The following is a 26,735-nucleotide window of genomic DNA, read 5'->3' as shown; positions in this document are numbered from 1 at the left end:
GCGGCGGTAAAGCGACGGATCAAGGAGAGAGACCGTGGGATTCCTGGACGCCATCCTCGGACGCAGCAAACCGGTACGTCCCGACCTCGACCGGCTGTTCGCGCTCCCCTCGGCGGCCGTGACCCTGCAGGCCGCGGCCGGGTTCCGGCCCACCGGCCTGGGCTCGGTGTGCTTCGCGAGCGCCGAGGGCGGAGCGTTCCGCGCCATCCAGGAGGAGGTACGCGGCCTCCTGGGCAGCCGGACCGAGTTCAGCCAGGACGACTACGGCTACACATGGATGCTCGCGCGGCACGAACCCGAGGACTCCGCGGGCCTGGTGAACGACCTGCACGCGGTCAACAGCTCCTTGGAGGGCGCCGGTTTCGGCCCGCACCTGCTGTGCTCGCTGATGGGCTTCCAGGACGAACGGGGCAGGTCGCTCGCGCTCGTCTACCTCTACAAGCGCGGCACGTTCTACCCCTTCGCCCCGCGAACCGGGCCGGACGGGGCGGCCGAGAAGCGCGACAACGCACTCGAACTGGAGGTCCGGGCGATGCTCGCCGACGACCTGGAGACCGAGGCGGACCTGAGCCGGTGGTTTCCGGTTTGGGGTGCGCCTGGGCTGTGACCGGGCGGGCGCAGTGTTCCGGCGGGTGGCGTGTGGCGTGGCGGGCGGCGGGCGTCCGCCGACGTCCGGTACCGGGGACGGACGTTCGCTTGCGTACGTTGGTGGCGCGGGTGAGGCAACGGAGGCGGGCGGCAGGGGCGCCGGATCGGCGTCGACGCGCGCCGGGCAATGATCGTGACGGCCGCGCTGCGCTGGTGGCCGAGTGCGGGGGCCGGGGGCGGAGCTGATCCCCTGGAGCGTGCCGGGGCCTGGCTCTGCCTGCTCTTTTTCGTTCCCCGCTCTGGTCCTGCCCTGCCCCTTCCCGTGGGGCGGGGCTTATCCCGGTGCTTGCGTCTCCGCCTGCTCCGCTCCCTGCTCCCCCTTCTGCTTCACTTCCTGCTCCGCTCCCTGCTCCACTTCCTGCTCTCTGAACGATTCCGCGGCCTGACGGGCCAGGTCCGAATTGATCTCACTGGCAGCCCAGTTGGCCCACTCCTCCACCATGGCGGTCTGCCGCAGGCCGAATTCCAGAGCGATACGCCCGTACACCGCGATCATCTCCTCCTCCCAGTAGCCCGCGTCCGCCAGCTTCCGGTACCCGGCGTGCGCGCGGGCGGACCGTTCGGCTTGTTGCAGGAGGTACGTACGGGCTTCCAGTGACGACAGGACGCCGAGGAAGAAGACGCGCAGCAGGCCGTCATGACGCTGCGGGCCGACGGGCTCGACCTCGGTGAGCCAGTGGTGCAGTTCGGCCCGGCCGGCCTTGGTGATGGCGTACTCCTTGCGGCCGCGCGGGCCGTGCGAGGCCACCTCGATGAGGCCGGCCACGGTGAGCTTGTTCAGCTCTCCGTAGACCTGGCTCTGGGTGGCCGGCCAGACGTGCGCGAGCGACGCGTCGAACGTCTTCATCAAGTCGTAGCCGCTGGCGGGTGATTCGGCCAACAGGCCCAGAACGGCGTGGCGGAGGCTCATGGCCATCACTTTACCTTCCACTCTTGACACGTCAACGCGACACCTTCTAGCTTTGACATGTCGAAGTTGGAATGTGACTGGATGGTCGGGGGAGTCGAGAGTCATGACCTTCTTGCGGGGGTTTTTCCCATGGATCGCGTACGGAGCCGTGGCCTGGGCGTCGTGGCAGTGGGCCGCGCTGCTGGCCTTGGTGATCGGTTGCGTGGTGCTCTACGCGGACCGGGCCGAGGGACTGTCGCCGTCGCTCCGGATTCTTGAGTACGGCAGCCTCGTGTTCTTCGCGGGGATCTCGGTCCTGGCGCTCCTCCGCCCGGACAGCGGCCTGCGGATCTACGACGGTGCCCTGTCCTCGGGCTGGCTCGCGCTCGTCACCTGGGGGTCGATGGCGGCCCGCCGCCCCTTCACCCTCGCCATAGCCCGCCGCAAGGCCCCGCCCGAGGTCTGGCGGACCTCGCTGTTCCTGCGGATCAACTACGTGCTCACCGCGGCCTGGGCGGCGTCCTTCACGTTCGCCGCGGCCGGCCAGGCCCTGGTCACGGCCTACGGGCTCGGTCTGACCGCCATGATCTCCATCCACCTCAGTGCTTTCGTCATCCCGCTGCGTTTCACCGCGAGCTATCCGGAGCGTGCGCGAGCGCGCTTCCTGGAGAAGACCGGCGGACACCCCTACGTTCAGGAGGCTCGTCCCGCATGACAACGTCACACGTTCCCGGATCCGCCGCCCCGGCGTCCGGTTCCGCTTCCGCACCGGCCCCGCACCTGGCGGGCAACTTCGCCCCGGTGATGCAGGAACTGACCACCCACGAACTGCCCGTCACGGGTGCGGTACCGCCCGAGCTGTCGGGCTGGTACCTGCGCAACGGCCCCAACCCGCGGGATGCCGCGTCGCCGCACTGGTTCTTCGGTGACGGCATGGTCCACGGTGTCCGGCTGGAAGGCGGCAAGGCCGCCTCGTACCGCAACCGCTGGGTCCGCACGCCGACCTTCACCGACGGTGTACCGACCCGTGACCAGCGGGGACACGCCAATCTGACCGCCGGTGTCGCCAACACCCACGTCGTCCACCACGCGGGCCGCACCCTCGCCCTGGTCGAGTCGTCCTTCCCGCACGAGCTCGACTGCCGCCCGGGACACGAACTGGAGACCGTCGGCCCGTACGACTTCGACGGCCGGCTGACCACCGCCATGACCGCCCACCCGAAGACCTGCCCGACCACGGGCGAGCTGCACTTCTTCGGGTACGGCGCCCCGGAGCCGCCGTATCTGACGTACCACCGTGCCGACGCCGCCGGGGCCCTGGTCGTGAGCCGCCCCGTCGAGGTGGGGGCGCCCACGATGATGCACGACTTCCACCTGACGGCCGGACACGTCGTCTTCATGGACCTCCCACTCGTCTACGAGCGCCAGTCGTCCGGTATGCCGTACGTGTGGGATGCGAAGTACGGCGCCCGGCTGGGCGTGCTGCGCCGCGACGACCCGCACAGTGATGTCCGCTGGTTCCCCATCGACCCCTGCTACGTCTTCCACTCCCTGAACGCGTACGACGACGGTCAGGGGCGCATCGTCCTCTACGTCTGCCGCTACCCGGGGTTCGAGCTGAAGTCGCTGCCCACTCTGTGGCGGTGGACCATCGACCTGGCGTCGGGCAAGGTCGTCGAGGAGCAGATGGACGACCAGTCGGGCGAGTTTCCGCGCATCGACGACAGGCTGGCGGGCCTGGACGCCCGGTACGGGCACATCACGCGCGCCGAGAGCCTCGGTTCCGGCCCGACACCGGGCGCACTGATCCGCTACGACCTGCACACCGGCACCAGCACCCGGCACGACTTCGCCCCCGGCCGCACACCCGCCGAAGCGGCCTTCGCCCCGGCGGACGACCGGCCGGGCGGGCCGGGGTGGTTGATCACATACGTCTACGACGCCGCGGGCGATACCAGTGATCTCGTCATCCTCGACGCGGAGGACATATCCAAGGACCCGGTGGCCACGGTCCACCTGCCCGGCCGGGTGCCCTACGGCTTCCACGGGAACTGGATCCCGGACCCGGCCCGGTAGCGGAGCGACGGCCGTCCCGGTCCCCCGGGTGCACGCGGCCGGATGGCGGCCGGGGGTGTGGCGGTATCGGATGAGGGAGTCCACTCCCGTCGACTCCTGATGAGGAAAGAAGCCCCATGCGTGTACGCAACGCCACCACCCTCGGCGCACTGGCCCTGACGGCCGCGGCCGCCCTGCTGACCACCGGCACGGCCGTCGCCGACGGCCGCGACAGCCACGACGGCCGGGTCGGCCGACTCGGTGAGGTGGGCGACGTCGGGTACCTCGGCCACTTCGGGCGGGACGGTGGCCGCAACGGCAGAGACGTCGGAGCCGTCACCATCGGCAAGCACACCTACGCACCGTCCACCGCATCGCACAACTGGGGAGGGAACAACTGGAACAGCAAGGTCGTCTTCGGTGACATGAACCTCGACTGACCCACCGCGGCACACAGCCGAACCGTGGCCGGAGCACCCCCGAACCACAGTCCAGCCACGTTCCCGAACCACAGTCGAACCGCATCCCCGAACCACAGCCAGACCGTGGCCGGAGAGCTCGGCCGTCCCGGCGCTCGGGCGGCAACGGTCAGTGGGACGGGCTTCGGCGGGCGGTCAGCCCGTCCATGGTGCGGGCGTGGACTTCGCGTTGGGTGGCGGCGGTGATGAAGGCCGCCATGTTCTCCTGGCCGACCAGGTCGCGTACGGCGCGTACGGTCTCGGCGGGCAGGGCGAGCATGATCGGCTCGGAGCCGGAGCCGGAGCCGGAGCCGGAGCCGGAGCCGGAGCCGGAGCCGGAGCCGGAGCCGGAGCCGGAGCCGGGGGTGGGGGTGGGGGCGTCGACGGTCGGGCCGCCGCCCGGGGCAGTGGCTGAGGCGTCCGGCTCGACGGTCCGGCCAGCGGGCGATTCGGTGAGCGAGCCGGTGGACGAGCCGGTAAGCGAAACGACCTCCGGATCGGCGGTCCGGTCGCCGCCCGGGGCGTGCACGCCGACGGCCGGAACGTGCAGGTCAGCGGCCGGGGCGGTCTGGTCGACGGCCGGGGCGTGCACGTCGGCGGCCGGAACGCCCAGGCCTCCGTCCGGAACGCCCAGGCTTTCGTCCGGAACGCCCAGGCCGTCGTCCGAGGCGCCCAGTTCGGTGATGTCGCCGAGGTGGTGGTGGATGTAGCGGGTGGCCAAGGTGCGCATGGCGCGGGCGAGTTCGGCGTCGACGGTCTGTTGGGCGAGGGGGCGGAGGCGGCGTACGAGGTCGGCGGCCTCGGTGGCTTCGGCGTCGGTGGGCTGGTGGTCGAGGTAGGGGTGGAAGACGTACTCGGTGGTGAAGTCGAGGAAGCGGGCCGCGATGTGCTCGACCTGGACCCGGAGTTCGCGCAGGTGGCCGGAGATGGCGGTGAGGGGGACGCCCGCGGAGTGCAGCTCGGCGGCGACGGCCAGTTCCTGGGGACTGGGGACGCGGAAGGCGTCGTCGCTGCCGGGGAGGCGTTCCAGGACGCCCAGTTCGACGGCGTCCGCCAGGGCCGCTTCGTCCGGACTGCCACCGAACGCGGCGTCCAGCTCCTCGCGGGTGATCCGGACCGCCTCCTCGTCGCTCCAGGGGCCGTCGATCTCGGCGACCAGCCCCAGCACGCCGCCGAGGCCGCGGCCGGTGTCCCAGGCCTCCAGGAGTTCCTTGATGCTGGCGAGGGTGTAACCGCGGTCGAGCAGGCCGGCGGTGCGGCGCAGGCGCTCCAGGTGCGCGTCGCCGTAGACGTTGGCCCGGCCGCGGCGCTCCGGTCTGGGCAGGAGGCCGCGGTCCTGGTAGGCGCGGATCGTGCGGACCGAGGTGCCGCTGATGTGGGCCAGGTCCTCGATGCGGTACTCAGCCTGCGGCGGCGACTGGTCGGTCAATGCGGTGCTCCTTACGAGATGGCCGCGCGGCCCACCGCGCCCGCCGCGGCGCGGGCTGCCGGGGAGGACGCCAGGTAGGCGACGGCCTTGCGCAGCGACCCTTCCTGCGAGGGATGGTACGACCGCTTCAGGTAGCGCGGCACGGCGGCGCCCAGCTCGCGCCAGGTCGGCAGGAGCTGGGCGCGTACGGCCCGGTTGTGCTCGCGCAGGGAGTAGCGCAGACGGCCGGCCAGCTGCGGGTCGTGCCGTATGAGATAGGCGGCGCCCCAGGCCCACAGGTAGAGGAGGACGGGCGCGGTGACAGCCATGCCCAGGGCGCGGCGGGCGTAGCGGGGCAGGCCTTCGCCGCCGGTGTGCTCGTACATGTCGAAGGCCACGGCGCGGTGCTCGACCTCCTCCGCGCCGTGCCAGCGCAGCAGGTCGAGCATGACCGGGTCGGGGCCGGCCCGGTCCAGGCCTTCGGCGTGCAGGACCCAGTTGCCGAGGACGGCGGTGAACTGCTCAATGGCGGCTATGAGGGAGAGCCGGAAGCGCAGCCACTCCTGGGTGGGTACGGGGGCGGCGAACGGGGGCTGTTCGCCGAGGAGGCGTTCGAAGAGGAAGTCGACGTGCTTCGTGTAGGGGGCGGTGTCCAGGCCCTGGTGGGCGAGGTGTTCCAGGACGTAGGCGTGCTGGACGCTGTGGGTGGCCTCCTGGCCCATGAAGCCCTTGACGTCCTTGAGCAGTGCGGGGTCCCGGACCAGCGGCAGGGCTTCCTTGAAGACCTTGACGAACCAGCGCTCGCCCGCGGGCAGCAGCAGGTGCAGCACGTTGATGACGTGGGTGGCGGTGGGTTCGTCCGGTATCCAGTGCAGCGGGGTCTCGTGCCAGTCGAACGAGACCCGGCGGGGTGCGATCGTGTGGTGCTCCTCCGGACCGGTGGGGTTCGTGCTCACGCTGGAGCTCCTGACGTGGGTCGTGAGGGGGAGGGACGGAGCCGGGGCGGCGTGGTGGCGCGCCCGCCCCGGCCTGCCCGCGCCGTGGCGCCCGCACTCACACGGGCGGCTCGACACGGGCGAGCGCGCGGAGAGCGCGCGGAGCGAAGCGGGACATCAGATGGGCGCCGCGCGCCTCGGGTGTGACGGGGACGACCGCCTCGTTGCGGACGACTGCGCGCAAGATCGCGTCGGCGACCTTCTCCGGCGGGTAGTTGCGACGGCCGTAGGCGCGGGACGTGCTGGTGCGGCGGCGCTTCTCCTCGTCCGCCGAGACTCCGGTGAAGCGGGCCGTCGCGGTGATGTTCGTGTTCACTATGCCGGGGCAGATGGCCGTGACGCCGATGCCCTGACCGGCCAACTCGGCGCGCAGGCACTCGCTGAGCATGAGCACCGCCGCCTTGGACGTGCCGTAGGCGGAGAGGATCTTCGACGGCTGGAAGGACGCGGCGGAGGCGGTGTTGACGATGTGGCCGCCCTGGCCGCGCTCGGCCATCTGCCGGCCGAAGAACCGGCAGCCGTGTATGACGCCCCACAGGTTGACGTCCAGGACCTTCTTCCAGTCCTCGGTGGTCGTGCTGAAGAAAGAGCCGGTCAGGCCGATGCCGGCGTTGTTGACGAGTACGTCGACGGTGCCGTACTCGGCGGCGACCTTGTCGGCCAGTTTCTCCATGGCGGCCTCGTCCGAGACGTCCACCGGCTCGGCCCATGCCTGCGGGGCGCCGACCAGCCGCGCCAGGTCGGCCGTACGGGCGGCTCCCTCGGCGTCCCGGTCGACGGCGACGACGCGCGCTCCCGCCTCGGCGAAGGCGAACGCGGTGGCCCGCCCTATGCCGCTGGCGGCGCCGGTGACCAGGACCAGCTGTCCGCCGAACCGGTCGGCGTACGGCCCGGGGGCGACGATCTCCTTGGCCGGGTCGCCTTCCTCCTTCGACGTCACGAACTCGCCGATCCACGCGACCAGTTGATCCGGCCGGGTACGCGGCACCCAGTGCTTGGCCGGGAGGGAGCGTCGCACCAGCTGCGGCACCCAGTGGTCCAGGTCGTCGTAGAGACGCTGGGACAGGAAGGCGTCGCCGGTGGGCGTGATGAGCTGGACCGGGCAGTGGGCGTAGGCGTCGGCGCGCGGGCGGCGCAGCCGGGCACGGACGTTGTCGCGGTAGAGCCAGGCGCCGTGTGCCGCGTCCGTGGGCAGGGACGCCGTCGGGTAGTCGCCCGCCGGTACCTTCTCCACCCGCTGGAGGATCTTCGGCCAGCGCTTGCCGAGCGGCCCCTTCCAGGCCAGCTCGGGCAGGACCGGGGTGTGCAGCATGTACACGTACCAGGACTTGGCGCCCTGGTTGAGGAGCTGGGCCGCGCGGCGCGGGGTGGGGCGGGTGGCGCGCTTCTTGATCCAGTGGCCGAAGTGGTCCAGCGACGGCCCTGACATCGAGGTGAAGGAGGCGATCCGGCCTTCCGTGTGCCGGACCGTGGCGAACTCCCAGGCCTGCACCGAGCCCCAGTCGTGGCCGACCACGTGCACCGGCCGGTCCGGGCTCACCGCGTCCGCGACGGCGAGGAAGTCGTCGGTCAGCTTCTCCAGCGTGAAGCCGCCGCGCAGCGGCTTGGGCGCGGTGGAGCGCCCGCAGCCCCGGACGTCGTACAGCACCACGTGGAAGCGGTCGGCCAGGCCGCGGGCCACCTCCGACCACACTTCCTTGCTGTCCGGATAGCCGTGGACCAGCACCACCGTGGGGCGCGCGGCATCACCCAGCTCGGCGACGCACAGCTCCACGCCGCCCGTACGGACCCAGCGCTCCCGCGCGCCGTCCAGCCCTGCTCCCGTCGGCTTGCTCATGCGGCCTTCTCCTCCTGCCAGCGCCGCACGTGCGGCAGATCGTCGTCCAGCCAAAAGGCGCTTTCCTGCGGGTCGGCGGAGTCCGTCACGACGAGGATCTCCTCGAACTTCGCTCCCGTGCCCCGGAAACCAAGGTGTGGTTCGACCGCCCACAGGCCGGGCCGCGGCGGGTGGTCGGAGAATTTGTACGGGCTCCACAGCGGCGACCAGCCGTCCCGGTGGCCGTGCAGCGCGTCGGAGGCCAGGCCCTTGAGCGACTGCGTGCCGAACCCGAAGAGGGTGGGTGACCAGCGGCGGGGCCGCACCCGGTCGATCTTGTGGGCGATCACGCCGAAGGGGTAGGCGCGGTGCCGGTTCGCGTAACCCTGGCGAACCATGAGCCGCTCGACGTCCTCGTATATCCCGCGCAGCGGGCGGCGTTCGCGCACCTCGCGCAGAATCAGCTCGCGATGCGCCTCCAGGTCGGCCAGCAGCCGGTCGTGGACCGGGTTGAGCCCGAGGCAGCCGGAATAACCGATGTCGGCCGTATAACCCTGGTGGACCGGCGCCATGTCGAGGATGAAGGCCATCCCCGGCTCCAGGTGGCGGTTGGTGGGGAAGAACTGCAGCGGTATGCGGAAGTCCGTGAACGCCGTACGGTCGCCGAACCAGGCGAAGGGGAGGTGGAACCAGTCCCGCACACCCCGCTCGCGCAGCCACTCGCGCTGCATCCGCGCCGCTTCCCGCTCCGTCACCCCCGGCCTGAGCTGCGCGGCGACCGCCTCGGCGCAGGCGTACGCCAGTCGCTGCACCTCTCTGAACCCCCGCAGGTCGGCGGTGGATCCACCGGTCCCGCCGCCCCTCCGGGCCGCTGCGGCCCCTGTCGCTGAGGTCATCGCCAACCGTCCGTCCCGTAAACCGACCATCGCGGTACGTGCCCGTAACTTGACACTGATGAATGTGACAATGCCTGGCGGCGACGTCAAGGGGTCGGTCCGAGCCTGTGGAAAACCCCGCGGCCCCCCGGCTCCGGGGGGCCGAAAGCGGGAGCTCCCCTACGGGCCCCTACACCTGTGGTCGGAGGCCGATCCAGCCGCCAGGTCTGACGACCGGTGTGGTGCCCGCCACTACCGTCGAGGACGTGACTGTGATCGTGACCGAAAGCCTGAGCAAGCGGTACCCGAGGGTGACCGCGCTGGACCGGCTCACCGTTGACATCGGCCCCGGCGTGACCGGCCTGGTGGGTGCCAACGGGGCCGGCAAGTCCACCCTGATCAAGCTGCTGCTGGGCCTGGCCCCGGCCAGCGAGGGGTCCGCGACCGTCCTCGGCCTCGACGTGGCCAGGGAGGGCGGCGCCATCCGTGAGCGCGTCGGCTACATGCCGGAGCACGACTGCCTGCCGCCCGACGTCTCGGCCACCGAGTTCGTCGTCCACATGGCGCGCATGTCGGGTCTGCCGCCGACCGCCGCGCGCGAGCGCACCGCCGACACGCTGCGGCACGTCGGCCTCTACGAGGAGCGCTACCGGCCCATCGGCGGCTACTCGACGGGCATGAAGCAGCGCGTCAAGCTCGCGCAGGCGCTGGTCCACGACCCGCAGCTGGTCTTCCTGGACGAGCCGACCAACGGCCTGGACCCGGTCGGCCGCGACGAGATGCTCGGCCTGATCCGCCGCGTGCACACCGACTTCGGCATATCGGTCCTGGTCACCTCGCACCTCCTCGGCGAGCTGGAGCGCACCTGCGATCACGTCGTCGTCATCGACGGCGGACGGCTGCTGCGCTCCTCCTCCACCGACGACTTCACCCAGCTCACCGCCTCCCTCGCCGTCGAGGTCACGGACACCGACGAGCACCCGGACGGCACCGCGTCGCTGCGGGCCGCCCTGGCCCGCGCCGGAGTCGCGGCGACCACCGCGGCGCCCGGCTCGGAGAGCGGCGCCTCCGCCGCCCACGTGCTGTACGTGGACGCCACCGGCGAGGAGACGTACGACCTGCTGCGCGACACCGTCGCCGGCCTCGGCCTCGGCCTGGTCCGGATGGAACAGCGCAGGCACCGCATCTCCGAGGTCTTCCAGAGCGACGACGCGGCGACCGCGGGCGCCCCGGAAGCACCGGAGGCCCCCGAGGCACCGGGCCCGCAGCCCGCCGCGCCCCGCCCCACCGCCTCCGCGACGACCGCCCACCGAGCCACCAAGGACGGAGGCGCCCCCGATGCCGCCTGAGACCAGGAACCCCGTCACCGCCGGATCGGCGCAGGACGTCATCCACGACATCGGCTACCGCCACTTCGACGGCCCGCGCCTCGGCCGGGCCTACGCCCGCCGCTCCCTGTTCTCGCAGAGCCTGCGCGGCGCTTACGGACTCGGCCGGTCCGCCAAGTCCAAGGTCCTGCCGATGCTGCTGTTCGCCGTGATGTGCCTGCCCGCGGGCATCATGGTGGCGGTTGCGGTGTTCACGAAGATGAACGACCTGCCGGTGGCGTACACCCGGTACGCGATCTTCCTCCAGGCGGTCATCGGCCTCTACCTGGCCGCCCAGGCACCGCAGTCCGTCTCCCGCGACCTGCGCTTCAAGACGGTGCCGCTGTACTTCTCGCGTCCCATCGAGCGCGTCGACTACGTGGCGGCGAAGTGCGCCGCGATGGCGAGCGCCCTGTTCATCCTGACCGCTGCGCCGCTGCTGATCCTGTACGTGGGCGCGCTGCTGGCCAAGATGGACTTCGGCGACCAGACCAAGGGGCTGGCCCAGGGCCTGGTCTCGGTGGCGCTGCTCTCGCTGCTGTTCGCCGGCGTCGGCCTGGTGATCTCCGCGCTGACCCCGCGCCGCGGGTTCGGCGTCGCCGCCGTCATCGCCGCGCTGACGATCCCGTACGCCGCGGTGAGCGCCGTCCAGGGCATCGCCGCCGTACAGGGCCAGGAAGGGGTCGTCGGCTGGCTCGCCCTGTTCTCGCCCGTGACGCTGATCGACAGTGTGCAGGCGACGTTCCTCGGCGGTACCGCGTCGTTCCCGGACCAGGTCCAGCCGTCCACCGCCGCCGGATTGGTGGCCCTCCTGGTCACCCTGCTCGCCGTCGCGGGCTCGTACGCCCTGCTGATGCGCCGCTACCGGAAGGCCGGCCTGTGACCGCCCGCCCCGCGCCTCCGAAGGCGCGTCCGACGCCCGCCACCAGCTCCCGAAGGAACGGGCCGCGCCCATGACGACCATCCAGATCGACCACGTATCCCGCTGGTTCGGCAACGTCGTTGCCGTCAACGACATCACCATGACCATCGGCCCCGGTGTCACCGGCCTGCTCGGCCCCAACGGCGCGGGCAAGTCCACCCTGATCAACATGATGGGCGGCTTCCTCGCACCGTCCGGCGGGTCCGTCACCCTCGACGGCCAGGCCATCTGGCGCAACGAACGCATATACCGCGACATCGGCATCGTGCCCGAGCGCGAGGCGATGTACGACTTCCTCACCGGCCGCGAGTTCGTCGTCGCCAACGCCGAACTGCACGGCCTGGGGCGGGGCGCCGCCCAGCGCGCGCTGGCCACCGTCGAGATGGAGTACGCGCAGGACCGTAAGATCTCCACGTACAGCAAGGGGATGCGCCAGCGCGTGAAGATGGCGTCGGCGCTGGTCCACGAACCGTCCGTACTGCTGCTGGACGAGCCGTTCAACGGCATGGACCCGCGGCAGCGGATGCAGCTGATGGACCTGCTGCGGCGGATGGGCGCGGACGGCCGTACGGTCCTGTTCTCGTCGCACATCCTCGAAGAGGTCGAGCAACTGGCCTCGCACATCGAGGTGGTGGTGGCCGGACGGCACGCCGCGTCCGGGGACTTCCGCAAGATCCGCCGCCTGATGACGGACCGCCCGCACCGCTACCTCATCCGCTCCGACGACGACCGCGCACTGGCCGCGGCCCTGATCGCCGACCCGTCCACGGCCGGTATCGAGGTGGACGTCCAGGAGGGCGCGCTGCGCGTCCAGGCCGTCGACTTCCCGCGCTTCACCTCCCTGCTGCCGCGCGTCGCCCGCGACCACGGCATCCGCCTCCTGACGGTCTCGCCCTCCGACGAGTCCCTGGAATCGGTCTTCTCCTACCTCGTCGCGGCCTGAAAGGAGCCTGAAAGCGATGTCAGCGACCTCATCGGTCCGGCCGGACCCGTCCCCGGCACCCGCCGCGGGCCCCTCGGCGGCCCCGTCGTTCTTCCACCCCACCGTCGCCCGGCTCACCTACCGGGCCCTCCTCGGGCGGCGCCGCGCGCTGATCCTCTTCGCGCTGCCCACCCTCCTGATCGTCATCGCCGTCGCCGTACGGGCGCTGGCCGGCGCCGACGACTCCACGGCCAACGGCGTGCTGGGCACGTTCGCGCTCGCCACGATGGTGCCGCTGATCGGTGTCATCGCCGGTACGGGCGCGATCGGCCCGGAGATCGACGACGGTTCGGTCGTCTACCTGCTGGCCAAGCCGCTGCGGCGGTCCTCGATCATCTTCACCAAGCTGGTCGTGGCGATCGGCGTGACGGCTGCCTTCTCCGCCGTCCCGGTGCTGATCGCCGGTTTCGTCCTCAACGGCAACAGCCAGCAGATCGCGGTGGCCTACGCGGTCGCCGCGGCCGTGGCCTCCGTCGCGTACAGCGCGCTGTTCCTCTTCTTCGGCACGATCAGCCGGCACGCGGTCGTCTTCGGCCTGGTCTACGCCCTGGTGTGGGAGACGCTGTTCGGCAACCTGGTCCCGGGCGCGAGGACGCTGAGCGTCCAGCAGTGGGCGCTCGCGGTGGGCCAGAAGATCGGCGCGGAGGGCGCGATCACGTCCGAGGTGGGGCTGCCCCTGGCGGTCGTCCTCCTGGTGGCCGTGACCGGCCTGGCGACCTGGTACGCGTCCCGCAAGCTGCGGTCGCTGACGCTGGCGGGGGAGGAGTAGGCCCGGCGGCCTGCGGATCGCAGTTCTGCAGAGGGGCCCGGCTGCCTGATCGGCGGCAGGGCCTCGCTGCGTTCGTGCGCGCAGCGGAGATCGCGGTGTCGGTACGCCGTTATGTCTTACGCGCCCTGCGCATTACGCCTTCACGCCGCGCAGAACTCGTTCCCCTCCGGATCCCGCATGACCCACCAGTGCCCGGCAGGCCCCCGGTCGACCTCGTGGACGCGGGTCGCCCCCAGCCCCTCCAGCCGGGCCACCAGCGCGCCGAGGCCGCCGGGTTCGCTGTGTATGTCGATGTGCAGACGGTTCTTGCCCGCCTTGCCCTCGGGTACGTCCTGAAAGAGCAGCCGCCGCCCCCGCCCGACGCCGCTCGTCTCGTCGAACGGGTCCTCGGGGTGGCGTATCGCCGCGTAACCACGGAACGTCTTACGGCCGCGGTGCTCGGCAACCGCCTCCTCGCGGAGGTGCCCGGCGGCCAGCAGCTGCCCTACGAGCGCGCTGGGGTCCTCCACCTCGTACTCCAGGGCGGCGGCCCAGAAGTCCGCGAGGACGGGCGCGTTCGTACTGTCGATGACCAACTTCCACGTCAGTGCCATGGGGAAGTTATACCGACCACCACTGACAACGGCCCCGCACCGGGCACGGAAGCCGGAGCCGCGACGCCACCGCTACGGCCGTGCGCCGAACTCTCCTGGCCTCGCGTTAGTTGGCCCGGTCGGCAACGAAGTAGCCCCGACCGCTCACCACGTACACGAGCCCTTCAGTGCGAAGACTGGCAACGGCGCGTGAGGCCGTCGACTGGGACACGTCGAACTCGGCGGCAATCGCCACCGTGCCCGGGAGACGTTCCCTGGCGCGATAGGTGCCGTCCTGGATGCGCCGCCGGATCTCCGCTGCGACTTGCGGCCAGTGCGGTAGGGCTCTGTCGATCTCCACCTGGTCAGCGTGCGACGGATTCACCCGGTCCGGTACCGAGGTGCCGACCTGGTCAGCCGGTCTGCCCGTCCGGTGCCCACCAGAAACGAAAGTGCCCCAGGACGTCCGGGCATGGGGCGACACCTGGGGGCTGAGCCGACTGACTGGCAGTCGACCTGACGCATAGTGACCTCAGCCAGGTAGCCGCCGAGCCGGAGCGCGGCAGAACGCGGCGCGCGCTGCGGGGGCCACAAGGTCTCCGGCAGCGCGCGCGAGGTGGGAGAGGTGCGGGGCCGTTACGCCTCCGCTCCGATCCGGCGGTCGCGCCCCGCGCCCAGGCCCAGCATCACCAGGCCCGCGCAGACGGCCAGCAGCAGCACGATCGGTACCGTCCAGCCGTGGGTGGCCTGGTGGACCGCGCCGAGTACGAGCGGGCCGGCGGCGGCGAGGAGGTAGCCCCAGGTCTGGGCCATGCCCGAGAGGCGGGCGGCGGTGTGGGCGTCTCCGGAGCGGAGCACCATCATCGTCAGGGCCAGGCCGAGCGCGCCCCCCTGCCCGATGCCCAGGAGTACGGCCCAGACCCAGGCGCCCGCCACCGGGGCCACCAGGAGGCCGACGATGCCGCAGGCCATCAGGGTGGTGACGGCGACGGCCAGCAGCCGCTGCCGCCGCATCCGCCCGGCGAGCATCGGCACCACGAACGAACCGGCCATCTGCACCAGCGTGCTGAACGCGAAGATCAGCCCGGCGGTGGCCTTGCTCATGCCGTGGTCGGTGAAGATCGTCGGCATCCAGGCGATCATCACGTACGCGATCAGCGACTGCGACCCCATGAAGAGCGTGACCTGCCAGGCCAGCGGGGAGCGGGTCAGCTTCGGCCCGTCCTCGGTGGTGTGCGCCGGTGTCGCGGCGGCCTCACCGTGGTGCGTACCGCGCCGCGCGATCACCGCCTGCGGGATCCATACGACGGCGGCCACCGCGGCCAGCAGCGCCCACGAGGCCAGCGAACCCTGCCAGCCGCCCAGCGCGTTCTCCAGCGGCACGGCGGAGGCCGCCGAGACGGTGGCGCCCAGGATCATCGCCGTCGAGTACAGGGCGGTCATGCCCGCGGCCTTCTCCGGGAAGTCCCGCTTGATCAGGCCGGGCATCAGGACGTTCAGCAGGGCGATGGACGTACCGACCACCGCGCAGCCCACGAACAGTGCGACGACCGGCGGGGCGATACGCAGCAGAATGCCGCCGCACAGCAGCACCAGCGCGCCGCACAGCACCGTCTCGGTGCCCCAGCGGCGGGCCAGCCGCGGCGCGGCGATCGAGCCGAGGCCCATGAAGACCAGCGGAATGGTCGTCACCAGGCTGCTCGCCGTCGCGGCCAGGTGGAAGTGGTCGCCGATCTCGCTCACCAGGGGCGAGACGCCGGCCAGCGCGGCGCGCATGTTCAGTGAGGCGAGCACGATGCCGAGCAGGACCAGGACCGGGTGCGCGCGCAGCCTGCGGCGGGCCGCGGCGACCGGCGGTGCCGGGGCCAGGTCCTCTTCGGCGTCGATCAGTGGGGCTTCGGGCCGGGTCCCTGAGATCCCTGAGGTCCCTGACATGGGTACGTACCTCTCCTTGCGTGGGGGGCGTGGGGGCGTGCGGGGGGGGGCGTGCGGTCGTGCGGACGTGGGGTTTTACGGGCGGGGCGGGGCCGCGGAGCCGCGGAGACAGGCGCCGGGCCGGGGCGGTCCGGTGCAGGTCGGCCGCGGGGCGGCGCGGCCCGGAGAGGGCCGGTGCAAGTCGGACTGGAGCGGCCCGGTGACCCAGCACCCGGCGACCCACACGAAGGAACGTTTCTGCACCCCGTGAACGCCGCCCGACCACCCGGCCACCGACCACCCGGCCAAGCGACCCCGCCGCCTCCCCCGTTCAACGCTCCGCGAGCAGCTTCTCCACAGCCTGTTTCGGCGGTTCCAGCAGCGCCCTGGCGGCCTTCTCCGCGGCCTCCGGGTCGCCGGACGCGATGGCCTCCAGAACGGCCAGGTGGTCGCCGTGCACGATGCGGGGCATCTGGTCGTCGCCGAGCGAGGAGACCAGCGCCTCGCGCACGGAGCTGCTGAACCAGGTGTACGTGGCGGTCAGCGCGGTGTTGTGCGCGGCCTCCACGACCGCCCGGTGGAAGGCGACGTCGTGGTCCGCGTACAGCTCCAGGTCGCCGCCGCGCGGCGGTTCGCCGTCGGCCTCCAGACCGGCCTGCGCGTCCAGCGCGGCCCGCATCCGCTCCAGGTCGGCCGGCTGGTGCCGCTGTGCCGCCAGTCGGGCGGCCTCCGCCTCCAGGGCGATGCGCAGCTCCAGTACGTCCCGGACCCCGGCCCGCTGGACATCGCGTACGACGGCGCCCGGGTCGGCCTGGGAGAGGACGAACGTGCCCTCGCCCTGCCGGGAGCGCAGCATGCCGCCGTGTACGAGGACCCGTACGGCCTCGCGGACGGTGTTGCGGCCGACCTGGAGCTGCTCGGCCAGTGCGTGTTCTGTGGGGATGCGCTCGCCGACCGGCCAGGTGCCGGCTGCCAGCTGGGCGCGCAGGGCGTCCACGACGGTGTCCACGAGGGACTGTCGTCCCGCTGCCTGCAACGCCATGCGCATCTCCCCGTTTCGGTCTCGGTCCGGTCGAGCCGCCATGGAGTGGTGGTTGCCCGGTTGCCCAGTCATCCTACAACTGTTGAGTGCCGTATGCACGGAGTCCTGGCTCCGTGCATACCGCGCCCTCCTCGCGAGCTGCTCTCGCCCTCTTCGCGGGCTCCTCTCGGGACCGCCCCTACGGGCGTCGTCACAGCCCGATGTCGCGCTCCTGGATGTCCGCCAGCGACTCCCGCCGTACGAGGACCCGCGCATGCCCGTCCGCGACGGCGACCACCGGCGGGCGGCCCACCAGGTTGTAGCCCGACGCCATGGACAGGTGGTACGCGCCCGCCACCGGCACGGCGATCAGATCCCCCGGCCGCACGTCCCCGGGCAGCGGCACCCCGGCGGCGAGCACGTCGCCCGCCTCGCAGTGCCGGCCCACCACGCTCACGGGCGCGGGTGCGGCTGACGACCGCCGCCCGACCAGCCGGGGCGCGTACCGTACCCCGTACAGCGCGGGCCGCGGGTTGTCGCTCATCCCGCCGTCCACGGCGACGAAGGTGTGTTCACCGGTCCGTTTGACGGACAGCACCCGGTACAGGGCGACGCCCGAGGGCCCCGCGATGGCGCGGCCCGGTTCGACGGTCAGCCGGGGCACCGGCAGTCCCGCCGCGGCGCAGCCGCCGGCCAGCTCCGCCCGTACCTTGGCGCCGAGTGCCGCGATGTCCATGCTGTCCTCGCCGGGCCGGTAGGCGACGCCGTGGCCGCCTCCGATGTCCAGCTGCGGCAGGGTGACCCCGTGCTGCTCGTGGATCCGGGCCAGCAGCCCGACCAGCCGCCGTACGGCCGACAGGAACGGCTTCACGGTGGTGATCTGCGACCCCAGGTGGCAGTGCAGTCCGACCAGTTGGAGCCGGGGCTGGCCCAGGATGCGGGTGATGGCGTGCTGCGCCGACCCGTCCGCCAGGGACAGGCCGAACTTCTGGTCGTCGGTGCCCGTACGGATCTTGGCGTGGCCGCCGGCGGCGATACCCGGCACCACCCGTACGAGGACCTGCTGCCGGGTACCGGCGGGTACGGCGGCGGCGAGCCGGGCGATCTCGGAGGTGCTGTCGATGACGATGCGGCCGACACCGAGGCGCAGCGCGGTGCGCAGGTCCTCGGGGCTCTTGGCGTTGCCGTGCAGCACGATCCGGTCGGTCGGGAATCCGGTGGTGACGGCGAGTTCCAGTTCGCCCGCCGAGCAGACGTCCAGGCCCAGGCCCTCCTCCCGTACCCAGTGGGCCATCGCGCGGCACAGGAACGCCTTGGCCGCGTACACGACATCGGCGTCGGGGAAGGCGCGCAGGTAGGCGCGGCAGCGGGCGCGTACCTCGGCCTCGTCCAGGACATAGACGGGGGTGCCGAAGCGCGCGGCGAGTTCGGTGAGGGGCACGCCGCCGACGGTGAGGTCGGCGTCGGGCAGTTCGGCCGTCGAGTCGGGCCATACGCAGAGGCCGGCGGCGCTGCGGACGTCTGGCTGCCCGGCGGCGGGGTGCTGCCCGGCGGAGCGCTGCGGTGTCGTGGTCGTCACGGTCATGGTGGTGGTACGCCCCTTCTCAGACGGCCCGCAGCAGCGGCGTACGGGAGGCACCGGGGGCGAGGCGCGGGTCCACGGTCAGGACGGCGGCGCCGAGCGGTTCGGCGAGGGCGCGCAGCGCGGACTCGGCGAGGCGGATCCACGGCTGGTCGGCGCCGAGCGCCGCGACGAGCCGCTGCGGGGAGGTGAAGCCGACGGCGGTACGGCCGCCGAGCGGGGTGCGGAACAGGCGGGCCGTACAGCCCGCGGGGCCCGGCCGGACGGGGACGAACAGCAGCCCGGCCGGGATGCGTTCAGCGGGTTCGGGATCTTCCGCGTACAGATGCTGCTGGGGCACGGCGTCGCTCCTCGCGCAGGACTGGCCCCGGACCGGTGAGAAGAGAAGTGCCGGGGCTCCTCTTCGACGCTATGCCCGTACCGGCACGCGCACGGCGGCGTACTGACGCATCATTGACGGTCCGTGGACACCCTTTGACGCGATGCTGGTGTCCCGGCGCACGCTCCGGTGCACAGAAACGACGCGCGCCCCGGCGCAGGCCCGTCCCTGCGCCTCGGCATATGCCGATTCGCGGCGCGTCGGCGCCCGGCATCCACGAGGATCGCCTCGACCGCCGGCCCGCTTCCCTTCACACTGTGCACATCCTGCACCGGGAGACGTCATGTTCACCATCGGAGAGTTCGCGGGCCACGGCCGTGTGTCGGCCCGCATGCTGCGGCACTACGACGCCATCGGGCTGCTGCGCCCGGCCCGTACGGACCCGGTCACCGGCTACCGCTTCTACGAGGCCGGACAGCTCGCCCGCCTCAACCGCATCATCGCGCTCAAGGACCTCGGCTTCAGCCTCCAGCAGGTGACGGCCATCCTGGACGAGCAGGTGAGCGCGGCGGAACTGCGCGGCATGCTGCGGCTGCGGCGGGCCGAACTGGCAGCGGCGGTCACGGCGGCCGGTGCCCGTCTGACCCGGGTCGAGGCACGGCTGCGGACGATCGAGGCGGAGGGCCGGATGACCGCCGACGACGTGGTGGTCAAGCGCATCGAGCCGGTGCGGGTCGCCGAACTGACGGGCACCGCCGCCAGCTTCGGGCCCGAGGACGTCGGCCCGGTCATCCGGCCGCTGTACGACGAACTGCTGCGGCGGCTGACCGCCGCGGGCGTCGAGCCGTCGGGCCCGGGGATCGCGTACTACGAGGACGCGCCCGGCGGCGGGGACCGCATCACGGTGCACGCGGCGGTCGTGGTCGCGGCCGGCCCGCTGCCGTCCCACGACTTCGCGGTCGTGGACCTGCCGGGCATCGGGCAGGCGGCCACGGTGGTGCACCGCGGGCCCATGGAGCGGGTGCTGCCCACCGCTCAGGCGCTGGCCCGCTGGCTCGACGACAGTCCGTACCGCTCCGCCGGGTACCCGCGGGAGCTGACGCTGGAGTCCCCGGAGGACCGGGAACGGTGGGTGACCGAGTTGCAGGAGCCGATCACCGCGGAGTGAGTCCGGGGGGCTTCGGCTTCCGGTGCGGCACCGGGCGGAGTACGGGCTTCCGGTACGCGGGGTGCGGCGGCCGACCGGCAGTCCGGCCACGGCGACCGCGCCGGCCGTGCCGACGACTGCGCCGGCCGTGTCGGCCACGTCGGCGCCGTATCGCGCGCCCTCATGTGCGCCGGCGCACGGAGGAGCGCACGGGATCACGTGTGCTTCGACGCCCGCGGCCCGCCGTGTGCCGGGACTTGCGCTCGTGACGGCAGCTGTATCCGGTGCCGCCTCCGTGGCGGGCGGGCAGATCGCCGTACGGCCTCGTCACGTGGACGCTGCCGTACGGCTTCGCCCTCACCCCCGGTCGGCGCCGACGGGCACGTCACCCACGTCGCTCCGACTGCCGCCCGCCGCGTTCGAGCCCACCGCGTTCGAGCCCGCCGCGTTCGAGCCCGCCGCTGCCGTCGCGACCGGCGCCCCCGTCGTGCCCGGCTTCGCCGTACCCGAGGCGGCCGGAGCCGTCTGCTCCTCGCCCCGGTTGCGTACGACGGCCAGCACCAGCAGGCCCGCGATCACCGCGACCACGCCCGCGACCAGGGACACCCGGGTCAGGCCGTGCACGTACGCGGTGCCGGGTGCGGCGTGTGCGCCCGCGGACTGCTGCCCCTGTGTGAAGAGCATGCCGAGGATCGCGATGCCGAACGCGTAGCCGAGCTGGCGGAAGGTGTTCACCGCGCCGCTGGCCATGCCGGCGCGCTGGGGCGGGGCGGCGCCGAGTGCCGCCGAGACCAGCACCGGCATGGACATGCCGATACCGAGGCCGCTGATGAGCAGCCCCGGGACGAGGACCGCCCAGCCGGAGCCGTCGTTCAGCAGCAGCACGTGCAGCAGCGGGCCCGCGCCGATCAGCAGGAGACCGATGCCGATGGGCAGCTGAGGCGCCAGGCGGTGCAGGAACCGGCCGCCGAACATGCCCACGGCCATCGACGCCACCGCCATCGGCAGCACCGCGACGCCACCCATCACCGGGCTCAGGCCCAGGATGTTCTGCACCCACAGGCCCACGTACGTCAGGTACGGGAACGCCGCGGCCTGGAGCAGCAGCGCGGCCGCCATCAGAACGGCGAACGTCGGGCGCCGCAGCAGCTTCAGGTCCAGCAGCGGCTGCCGCGCACGCCGCTCCACGGCGACGAAGGCGAGCAGCGACAGCAGGGCCACCGCCAGCGCCAGCAGCGTGCCGGACTCCGTCCAGCCCTCCTCGCCGCCGCGCATCAGCCCGTACGTCAGCGCGCCCGCGCACAGCGTGAACGCGCCGGCGCCCGGCCAGTCGATGCGCGCCGAACGGTCGCCGTGCGACTCCTGGACCGACCGCAGGGTGATCCACACCGCCACCGCCGTCAGCGGCAGGTTGACCAGGAAGATCGCCCGCCAGTCCACGTACTGGGTCAGCACACCGCCCAGCACCGGGCCGACCGCCGCCGCGGCACCGCTCGTACCGCCCCAGATGCCGAAGGCCACACCGCGGTCACGGCCCTGGTACGCGGCCATCAGCAGCGGCGTGTTGGTGGCGAACATGGCCGCCGCGCCCACGCCCTGCACCGCCCGCGCGGCGATCAGCACGCCCTCGTCGGGCGCCAGGCCGCAGGCGAGCGAGGCCAGCGCGAAGAGGGCGAGGCCCGCCAGATACAGCTTGCGGCGCCCGAACAGGTCGGCCGCCGAACCGGCCACCATCAGGAGCGCGGCCAGCGCCAGCGCGTAGATGTCCATCACCCACTGCAGGGAGGTGAAGGAGGCGTCCAGACCGTCGGCGATCCGCGGCAGCGCGGTGTTCACGATCGTGACGTCGACGAGCAACATGAAGTTGCCCAGGGTGATGGCGACCAGGGGCCACCATCTGCTCCGCCCGTTGTGCATCAAGAACCTCTGTGATCCATGGTGTCGTGTTCCGTTCCGTCCCCCGCACCAGAGTCCGGCCCGTCCCCTCGCCACTCCCAACCACGGCGTCCCGTGCGGCCCGATCCGACACGCGTTAGCCTTCTGTGGTGAAAACCGACGGCTTCGACGAGCTGGATCGCAGCCTGGTACACGCCCTCCAGCTCGACGGCCGGGCGCCCTTCAGCCGGATCGCCGAGGTCCTCGGCGTGTCCGACCAGACCGTCGCCCGCCGCTACGGCCGGCTGCGCGGCGCCGGCATGATCAAGGTCATGGGCCTCACCGACCCCGTGGCCCTCGGCGAGATCGAGTGGATCGTACGGGTCCAGTGCACGCCCGACGCGGCCGTCGCGGTCGCCGAGGCGCTGGCCCGGCGCCCCGACACGTCCTGGGTCTGCCTGATGTCCGGCGGCACCGAGATCGGCGTCGTCTGCCGCTCCGCGAGCAGCCGGGACAGCGACGCGCTCCTCCTTCAGAAGCTGCCGCGCACACCGAGTGTGGTCGGTGTCACCGCCCACTGCATGGTGCACGAGTTCTTCGGCGGTCCGCTCGGCCTGGTCAACAAGTCCGGCGCGCTGACCGAGGAGCAGGCCGCACGGATGCGTCACCCGGCGTCCGCCGCGGCCGACGCGCGGGCCGTGACCCCGCCCGAACGGACGGTGCCCGTCACCCTCACCGATGCCGACCGGCGCCTCCTGGACGTCCTCGCCGAGGACGGGCGCGCCGGCCTCGCCGACCTGGCCGCGGTCACCGGCTGGTCCCAGTCCACCGTCCGCCGCCGGCTGTCCGAGCTGCGCGCCGACGGCACCCTCTACTACGACGTCGACTACGACGCCCGGCACTTCGGGCTCGGCGTCATGATCTCCCTCTGGCTCTCCGTCGCCCCCAGCGAACTCGCCGCCACGGGCACGGCGCTGGCCCAGCACCCCGAAGTGGCCTTCGCCTGCGCCACCACCGGCCCCCACAATCTCTTCGCGTCGGTCCTGTGCCCGGACGTGCGCGCGCTCTACACGTACCTGACCACCCGGATCGCGGCGCTGCCCGCCGTACGGGACATGGAGACGGCACCGCTGATCCGCCGCCTCAAGGGCCCCGGGCCGAATGGTTACGGGCGGGTCGGCTCCGGCCCGATCACCTCCGCGCTGTCATCGGCCCGGGTGCGATGAGGACGGTGCCCACAGGATGAGGTCGGTGCATAGGCGATGAGGCAGGTGCTCCCGTCCTCACCTCTCGACCGGGTGGCCGCCTGGGTACGGGCCGCCCCCGGAACCCACATCTGGCTGCTGGTCATCGGGATCACCAGCCTCGTGATCGCCGGTGCCAGCGAAGGACTGGAGCACTTCCTCCTCCACCGCACCAGCAGCAATATCCACGAACTGAACCGGCACCCCGTCACCTCGCTCCTCATCAGCGGCTTCTGGATCGAGAACCCGTCCTCCTTCCTCCTCTACGCGGTCCTCTTCGAGCTGGTGCACGCCAACGTCGAACGCTGGCTGGGCACCTGGCGCTGGCTGCTGACCGTCGGCGCCGCCCACATCACCGCCACCCTCGCCAGCCAGGAACTGGTCCTGCTCGCCATCGAGGGCCACCGGCTGCCCCGCTCCATGTCGCACGTCGTCGACATCGGCGTCTCGTACGGCCTGGCGGCGGCAGCCGGCCTGCTCACCTACCGGCTGCCGCCGCCTTGGCGCTACCTCTACCTCGCGTCCGTCCTCGGCTTCTTCGGCATCCCGCTCCTGTCAGGCGCCACGTTCACCGACTTCGGACACGCCATCGCGCTCACCCTTGGTCTCGCCGCCTGGGCCTTGACCCCGGGTGGCGGTGCGGGCGGGGCAGGGGACGCGGCCCGTAACGCAACTCCCGTACGTCCTCCGACAGATCACTGAGCCGCTCACTCATCGCGCACACGACCCGGTTGGTGGCGTCCAGCCGCCGGTCCAGCCGGTCCAGCCGTCCGGAGATCCGGCCGATCACCGGACCCAGATCCCGCAGAACGGGGCCGATGTCGGCGAGCGACGACTCGACCCGGGTGAGCCGGTGATCGAGCGACTCCAGCGTCGGCGCCGTCCGGGTCTGCCGAGGCACCTCGACCCACCCCCGCGCGTCCTCCTCGACGTCGAGGAGGTACGTACGGACCGCCCGCGCGACCTCGCTGTCGCGGAGGAGCATGGCGATGTTGAGGAGGGTTCGGCGGGTGTAGAGGGTGAGGTTGGACTTGGCCTGTGGATAACCCTCCTCCAAGAGGGACAAGTTGTCCCTCTGAAACTCTCGCAGGTCAGGGCCACGGAGTACACGCATGCCGTTGGCAGCCAACTCGTCTCGGTGCCGTTGGGTGACCTTCTTCACCGCCTCCTTGTGGACAACGAAGTACTCCGCGACGACCTCGGTGGTCGCATGCACCCCGTCCGGCAGCAAGGCGAGCGCCTTGACCTTGTCCAGGACCTCCGTGCGGTCCATCACACTGTCGCGCATGGCCCGCGACTCCAGCAGTACAGCTTCGGGTGGCATGGGTATGCCCTCCACTCAAACCGGAACGGTTTGAAAGAGTCAGGCTGACTCTTTCAACTGAACGGCCCGTATCCAGGGCCTCAGGAGCGGAGGCTGCTCACGGATGCCACTACCTCTATGTCCGGTTCTCGGTCGTACGGCTGCACCGCTTCACGACCGTCGCCGGCAAACCCCAGCACTTCACGAATCCTCGACGCCTCGAACTCCAGTTGCCTCCACGCACAGGGGACAACGAGTCGATAAACGCACAGTTACCCCGTCCGGGGCATGACTTCGCGCGTACGTTCCGAAAAGAGGATCGACGGGGGCCCCGACCCGGCAGGCCCCGCCTCAGACCCCGTACAACCGCTCCAGGACGACCGCGATGCCGTCCTCCTCGTTGGAGGCGGTGGTCTCGTCCGCGACGGCCTTGAGTTCGTCGTGGGCGTTGGCCATCGCCACGCCGTGCGCGGCCCAGCCGAACATCGGGATGTCGTTGGGCATGTCGCCGAAGGCGATGGTGTCCGCGGCCTTCACGCCCAGGCGGCGGGCGGCCAGGGAGAGGCCGGTGGCCTTGGAGAGGCCGAGGGGGAGGAGTTCGACGACGCCTTCGCCGGCCATCACCACGCCGACCAGATCGCCGGAGACCTCGCGCGCGACGCGGGCCAGTTCGTCGTCGTCCAGGGTCGGGTGCTGGATGTAGATCTTGTTGATGGGGGCTGCCCACAGGTCGCCGGGGTCCTGGATCATCAGGTTCGGCAGCGGGCCCTCCTGGATGCGGTAGCCCGGGGTGACCAGCACCTCGCCCTCCAGGCCGTCCCGGCTCGCGGCCAGGAACAGCGGGCCGACCTCCGCCTCGATCTTGGAGAGGGCCAGTCCGGCGAGCTGCCGGTCCAGGGTGACCGAGGTCAGCAGCCGGTGCTCACCGGCGTGGTAGACCTGCGCGCCCTGCCCGCACACCGCTATGCCGTCGTAGTCCAGCGCATCGAGGATGTGCCGGGTCCACGGCACCGCGCGGCCCGTGACGATGATGTGCGCGGCACCCGCCGCCGTGGCCGTGGCCAGGGCGGCGCGGGTGCGGCCGGAGATCGTGTCGTCGTGCCGCAGCAGCGTGCCGTCGAGGTCGGTCGCGACGAGCTTGTACGGCAGCGGGCGGGCCTGTTCGGCCCGGTGTGCGGGCTGGGGGGCGGTGGTCACCGGTCCACGGGCTCCAGGATCTCCCGGCCGCCCAGGTACGGGCGCAGCATCTCGGGTACGCGTACGGAGCCGTCCGCCTGCTGGTGGTTCTCGAAGATCGCCACGATGGTGCGGGGCACCGCGCAGAGCGTGCCGTTGAGCGTGGCGAGCGGCTTGACCTGCTGCTTGCCGTCCTTGTTCGTTCGCATGCGGACCGACAGGCGGCGGGCCTGGAACTCGTCACAGTTCGAGGCGCTGGTCAGCTCGCGGTACTTGCCCTGGGTGGGGATCCACGCCTCGCAGTCGTACTTGCGCGAGGCGGAGGAGCCCAGGTCGCCGGTGGCCACGTCGATCACCTGGAAGGGCAGCTCCAGGCCGGTCAGCCACTGCTTCTCCCAGTCCAGCAGGCGCTGGTGCTCGGCCTGCGCGTCCTCGGGGTCGACGTACGAGAACATCTCGACCTTGTCGAACTGGTGGACGCGGAAGATGCCCCGGGTGTCCTTGCCGTACGTGCCGGCCTCGCGGCGGAAGCACGGCGAGAAGCCCGCGTAGCGCATCGGCAGCTTGTCCGCGTCGAGGATCTCGTCCATGTGGTACGCGGCGAGCGGGACCTCGGAGGTGCCGACGAGGTAGTAGTCGTCCTTCTCCAGGTGGTACACGTTCTCCGCGGCCTGGCCGAGGAAGCCGGTGCCCTCCATGGCGTGCGGGCGCACCAGGGCCGGGGTGAGCATCGGGACGAAGCCGGCCTCGGTGGCCTGCGCGATGGCCGCGTTGACGAGGGCGAGCTCCAGGAGCGCGCCGATGCCGGTCAGGTAGTAGAAGCGCGAGCCGGAGACCTTGGCGCCGCGCTCGACGTCGATCGCGGCCAGCGCCTGGCCGATCTCCAGGTGGTCCTTGGGCTCGAAGCCCTCGGCGCCGAAGTCGCGGATCGTGCCGTGCGTCTCCAGGACCGTGAAGTCCTCCTCGCCGCCGACGGGGACGTCGGGGTGGACGATGTTGCCCAGCTTCAGCAGGAGGGTCTGGGTCTCCGCCTTGGCCTCGTCCTGCTCGGCGTCCGCGGCCTTGACGGCGGCGGACAGCTCCCCGGCCTTCTTCAGCAGCGCGGCCTTCTCGTCGCCGGCGGCCTTGGGGATGAGCTTGCCGAGCGACTTCTGCTCGGCGCGCAGCTCGTCGAAGCGGACGCTTGAGGCCCTGCGCCGTTCGTCGGCGGAGAGCAGTGCGTCGACGAGTGCGACGTCCTCTCCACGGGCGCGCTGGGAGGCGCGCACACGGTCGGGGTCCTCACGGAGCAGGCGAAGGTCAATCACCCCACCAGGCTACCGGGGCACGGCCCGGACCTTCGACGCCATATTCCCCGCGTGGCGCTTTGTCCGGTTTGTTGATGTTTAGTGGGTTTGG

At 71.7% G+C, this 26,735-nt stretch carries 25 protein-coding genes and 1 pseudogene; 11 read left to right on the top strand and 15 right to left on the bottom strand.

Features of this window, described 5'->3' with window-relative positions; translation table 11 throughout:
- The first annotated feature begins 34 nt into the window (after window positions 1–34).
- Window positions 35–607, top strand: a complete 573-nt coding sequence (pspAB, locus tag A6A06_RS29795; protein WP_073765249.1) for a PspA-associated protein PspAB — start codon at window positions 35–37, stop codon at window positions 605–607.
- Window positions 608–922: 315 nt separating this feature from the next.
- Here the strand turns inward: pspAB and A6A06_RS29790 are convergent, their stop codons facing one another.
- Window positions 923–1,558, bottom strand: coding sequence for a PadR family transcriptional regulator (locus A6A06_RS29790; RefSeq protein ID WP_073765957.1), 636 nt, complete (start codon window positions 1,556–1,558; stop codon window positions 923–925).
- 103 nt (window positions 1,559–1,661) lie between these two features.
- On the opposite strand from A6A06_RS29790, the gene A6A06_RS29785 reads away from it, so the two are divergent.
- The 3 genes from A6A06_RS29785 (at window position 1,662) to A6A06_RS29775 (ending at window position 4,032) form a co-directional block, all read left to right on the top strand.
- Window positions 1,662–2,252, top strand: coding sequence for a hypothetical protein (locus A6A06_RS29785; RefSeq protein WP_073765247.1), 591 nt, complete (start codon window positions 1,662–1,664; stop codon window positions 2,250–2,252).
- Window positions 2,249–3,613 (top strand): carotenoid oxygenase family protein, encoded by a 1,365-nt coding sequence (locus A6A06_RS29780; protein WP_073765245.1) that lies wholly within the window; start codon window positions 2,249–2,251, stop codon window positions 3,611–3,613. The genes A6A06_RS29785 and A6A06_RS29780 overlap by 4 nt, the downstream gene beginning before the upstream one ends.
- Window positions 3,614–3,729: 116 nt before the next feature.
- On the top strand, window positions 3,730–4,032 hold the full coding sequence (locus A6A06_RS29775) for a hypothetical protein (protein WP_073765243.1): 303 nt from the start codon (window positions 3,730–3,732) through the stop codon (window positions 4,030–4,032).
- A 702-nt stretch (window positions 4,033–4,734) separates the two neighbouring features.
- Here the strand turns inward: A6A06_RS29775 and A6A06_RS42210 are convergent.
- The 4 genes and pseudogenes from A6A06_RS42210 to A6A06_RS29755 all read right to left on the bottom strand — a co-directional run.
- Window positions 4,735–5,479, bottom strand: a pseudogene (locus A6A06_RS42210) (MerR family transcriptional regulator); the annotation flags it as partial.
- Window positions 5,480–5,490: 11 nt separating this feature from the next.
- Entirely contained in the window at window positions 5,491–6,414 is a 924-nt protein-coding gene (locus tag A6A06_RS29765; RefSeq protein ID WP_073765241.1) for a metal-dependent hydrolase, read from the bottom strand.
- A gap of 97 nt (window positions 6,415–6,511) precedes the next feature.
- Window positions 6,512–8,290, bottom strand: coding sequence for an SDR family oxidoreductase (locus A6A06_RS29760; protein WP_073765239.1), 1,779 nt, complete (start codon window positions 8,288–8,290; stop codon window positions 6,512–6,514).
- The gene (locus tag A6A06_RS29755) at window positions 8,287–9,165 is read right to left on the bottom strand and encodes a M24 family metallopeptidase (RefSeq protein WP_073765237.1); all 879 of its coding nucleotides are present in this window, start codon (window positions 9,163–9,165) and stop codon (window positions 8,287–8,289) included. Before A6A06_RS29755 ends, A6A06_RS29760 begins: the two co-directional genes overlap by 4 nt.
- A 245-nt stretch (window positions 9,166–9,410) precedes the next feature.
- Here A6A06_RS29755 and A6A06_RS29750 point away from each other — a divergent pair, with 245 nt between their 5' ends.
- The 4 genes from A6A06_RS29750 (at window position 9,411) to A6A06_RS29735 (ending at window position 13,184) form a co-directional block, all read left to right on the top strand.
- The gene (locus A6A06_RS29750; protein WP_079194478.1) at window positions 9,411–10,493 is read left to right on the top strand and encodes an ABC transporter ATP-binding protein; all 1,083 of its coding nucleotides are present in this window, start codon (window positions 9,411–9,413) and stop codon (window positions 10,491–10,493) included.
- Window positions 10,483–11,394: an ABC transporter permease subunit gene (locus A6A06_RS29745; protein ID WP_073765235.1), complete on the top strand. Its 912-nt coding sequence runs from the start codon at window positions 10,483–10,485 to the stop codon at window positions 11,392–11,394. Before A6A06_RS29750 ends, A6A06_RS29745 begins: the two co-directional genes overlap by 11 nt.
- Window positions 11,395–11,464: 70 nt before the next feature.
- Complete coding sequence (locus A6A06_RS29740; RefSeq protein ID WP_073765233.1) at window positions 11,465–12,376, top strand: ABC transporter ATP-binding protein; 912 nt, start codon at window positions 11,465–11,467, stop codon at window positions 12,374–12,376.
- Window positions 12,377–12,392: 16 nt separating this feature from the next.
- Complete coding sequence (locus A6A06_RS29735; RefSeq protein WP_242441014.1) at window positions 12,393–13,184, top strand: ABC transporter permease subunit; 792 nt, start codon at window positions 12,393–12,395, stop codon at window positions 13,182–13,184.
- A gap of 140 nt (window positions 13,185–13,324) precedes the next feature.
- Here the strand turns inward: A6A06_RS29735 and A6A06_RS29730 are convergent, their stop codons facing one another.
- The 6 genes from A6A06_RS29730 to A6A06_RS29705 all read right to left on the bottom strand — a co-directional run bounded on the left by A6A06_RS29730 (window position 13,325) and on the right by A6A06_RS29705 (window position 18,613).
- Window positions 13,325–13,777, bottom strand: coding sequence for a VOC family protein (locus A6A06_RS29730; RefSeq protein WP_073765231.1), 453 nt, complete (start codon window positions 13,775–13,777; stop codon window positions 13,325–13,327).
- A 106-nt stretch (window positions 13,778–13,883) separates the two neighbouring features.
- On the bottom strand, window positions 13,884–14,117 hold the full coding sequence (locus A6A06_RS29725; protein WP_073765951.1) for a winged helix-turn-helix domain-containing protein: 234 nt from the start codon (window positions 14,115–14,117) through the stop codon (window positions 13,884–13,886).
- Window positions 14,118–14,392: 275 nt separating this feature from the next.
- On the bottom strand, window positions 14,393–15,691 hold the full coding sequence (locus A6A06_RS29720) for a CynX/NimT family MFS transporter (RefSeq protein WP_073765229.1): 1,299 nt from the start codon (window positions 15,689–15,691) through the stop codon (window positions 14,393–14,395).
- Window positions 15,692–16,001: 310 nt separating this feature from the next.
- Window positions 16,002–16,712 (bottom strand): FadR/GntR family transcriptional regulator, encoded by a 711-nt coding sequence (locus tag A6A06_RS29715; RefSeq protein ID WP_073765227.1) that lies wholly within the window; start codon window positions 16,710–16,712, stop codon window positions 16,002–16,004.
- A gap of 190 nt (window positions 16,713–16,902) precedes the next feature.
- Window positions 16,903–18,276, bottom strand: coding sequence for a diaminopimelate decarboxylase (gene lysA / locus A6A06_RS29710; RefSeq protein WP_073765225.1), 1,374 nt, complete (start codon window positions 18,274–18,276; stop codon window positions 16,903–16,905).
- A gap of 19 nt (window positions 18,277–18,295) precedes the next feature.
- A complete protein-coding gene (locus A6A06_RS29705; protein WP_073765223.1) occupies window positions 18,296–18,613 on the bottom strand; it encodes an SAV_915 family protein in 318 nt (105 codons plus the stop codon).
- Between the two features lie 322 nt (window positions 18,614–18,935).
- Here A6A06_RS29705 and A6A06_RS29700 point away from each other — a divergent pair, with 322 nt between their 5' ends.
- Window positions 18,936–19,760 (top strand): MerR family transcriptional regulator, encoded by an 825-nt coding sequence (locus tag A6A06_RS29700; protein WP_073765221.1) that lies wholly within the window; start codon window positions 18,936–18,938, stop codon window positions 19,758–19,760.
- 336 nt (window positions 19,761–20,096) lie between these two features.
- Here A6A06_RS29700 and A6A06_RS29695 read toward each other — a convergent pair whose 3' ends face one another.
- Window positions 20,097–21,656: an MFS transporter gene (locus tag A6A06_RS29695; RefSeq protein ID WP_079194443.1), complete on the bottom strand. Its 1,560-nt coding sequence runs from the start codon at window positions 21,654–21,656 to the stop codon at window positions 20,097–20,099.
- Window positions 21,657–21,784: 128 nt separating this feature from the next.
- Between A6A06_RS29695 and A6A06_RS29690 the strand changes: the two genes are divergently transcribed.
- Window positions 21,785–22,840: an Lrp/AsnC family transcriptional regulator gene (locus A6A06_RS29690; RefSeq protein WP_073765950.1), complete on the top strand. Its 1,056-nt coding sequence runs from the start codon at window positions 21,785–21,787 to the stop codon at window positions 22,838–22,840.
- 36 nt (window positions 22,841–22,876) lie between these two features.
- Complete coding sequence (locus A6A06_RS29685) at window positions 22,877–23,560, top strand: rhomboid-like protein (protein WP_073765219.1); 684 nt, start codon at window positions 22,877–22,879, stop codon at window positions 23,558–23,560.
- Here the strand turns inward: A6A06_RS29685 and A6A06_RS29680 are convergent.
- The 3 genes from A6A06_RS29680 to serS form a co-directional block, all read right to left on the bottom strand.
- The gene (locus A6A06_RS29680) at window positions 23,454–24,182 is read right to left on the bottom strand and encodes a hypothetical protein (protein WP_199931256.1); all 729 of its coding nucleotides are present in this window, start codon (window positions 24,180–24,182) and stop codon (window positions 23,454–23,456) included. The two genes, A6A06_RS29685 and A6A06_RS29680, sit on opposite strands and share 107 nt — an antisense overlap.
- Before the next feature lie 330 nt (window positions 24,183–24,512).
- Complete coding sequence (locus A6A06_RS29675) at window positions 24,513–25,358, bottom strand: HAD family hydrolase (RefSeq protein ID WP_073765215.1); 846 nt, start codon at window positions 25,356–25,358, stop codon at window positions 24,513–24,515.
- Window positions 25,355–26,644, bottom strand: a complete 1,290-nt coding sequence (gene serS / locus A6A06_RS29670) for a serine--tRNA ligase (RefSeq protein ID WP_073765213.1) — start codon at window positions 26,642–26,644, stop codon at window positions 25,355–25,357. The genes A6A06_RS29675 and serS overlap by 4 nt, the downstream gene beginning before the upstream one ends.
- Window positions 26,645–26,735: the final 91 nt, after the last annotated feature.

Source organism: Streptomyces sp. CB02923, from assembly GCF_001905005.1.
Classification (GTDB): domain Bacteria; phylum Actinomycetota; class Actinomycetes; order Streptomycetales; family Streptomycetaceae; genus Streptomyces.
The sequence above is the reverse complement of the archived record's forward strand: the minus strand, read 5'-3'. Positions and strand labels throughout refer to the sequence as shown.